This is a genomic window from Pseudomonas sp. 2995-1, assembly GCF_002742505.1.
GTDB classification, from domain to species: Bacteria; Pseudomonadota; Gammaproteobacteria; order Pseudomonadales; family Pseudomonadaceae; genus Aquipseudomonas; species Aquipseudomonas sivasensis.
This window is the reverse complement of the sequence record NZ_LJSA01000389.1, coordinates 1-288: the sequence shown is the minus strand read 5'-3', so window position 1 is coordinate 288 and position 288 is coordinate 1. Positions and strand designations below refer to the sequence as shown.

Sequence of the window (288 nt, the reverse complement as noted above, 5' to 3'; positions counted from 1 at the left end):
GTTATTAACGCTGCCACCCCCAAATAGCCATGCTCGCGCGTTACTGGTCGTATTTCTTTCCGCAGTAGCCGGATCAGTCGGTGCTGGTCAGTACTAATGGGGAAATAGCTGCGACAGAAGAAAAGCTAGAATTAACAGAAAAATACCATACCTCTGCAATCTCAGTGAAACATGCGAAAATTGGACTTGCAATAGCTGCATTCATTATATTCATTACGGGATCATTGTTAACAATTTCAGGTGACATGATTGCTGCGTCGACAGGATTGAGTTCAAGCTTTGTGGGAA

The 288-nt window shown here is 43.8% G+C and carries 1 protein-coding gene; it reads left to right on the top strand.

Annotated features, from left to right (window positions below; genetic code table 11):
• Positions 1–80: 80 nt before the first annotated feature.
• Positions 81–288, top strand: a 208-nt coding sequence (locus AOA61_RS31870; RefSeq protein WP_218197361.1) for a hypothetical protein, incomplete at its 3' end; no start/stop codon positions are given.